The organism is uncultured Tenacibaculum sp., assembly GCF_947502995.1.
In the GTDB taxonomy this organism is placed as follows: Bacteria; Bacteroidota; Bacteroidia; order Flavobacteriales; family Flavobacteriaceae; genus Polaribacter.
Genome location: NZ_CANNBW010000090.1, coordinates 1 through 216, shown reverse-complemented (window position 1 = coordinate 216; position 216 = coordinate 1). Strand labels below are relative to the sequence as shown.

Annotated in this window: 1 protein-coding gene; it reads right to left on the bottom strand. The window is 39.8% G+C overall.

The window, feature by feature from the left end; all coding sequences use genetic code 11:
• On the bottom strand, positions 1 to 216 hold a 216-nt coding region (locus Q1A46_RS20870), incomplete at both ends, for a hypothetical protein (RefSeq protein ID WP_299683598.1).

The following is a 216-nucleotide window of genomic DNA, read 5'->3' as shown; positions in this document are numbered from 1 at the left end:
TGAGTTAAAGTAGTGGTAGTTCCTGCCTGTTTTGCTGGATCTGTATCGCCTAAATAATCATCATTCGATAAAACATTCGTAGTTACTGGATTTCCTGAAGCTACTGTAGCTGTATCATCGGCAACTGTAGTCGTTGTTGGATTTGGATCCGTAGTATCTGGATTTCCATCGCCATCATCATCTAAATCACAAACTGTTGCTATTCCATCTGAATCA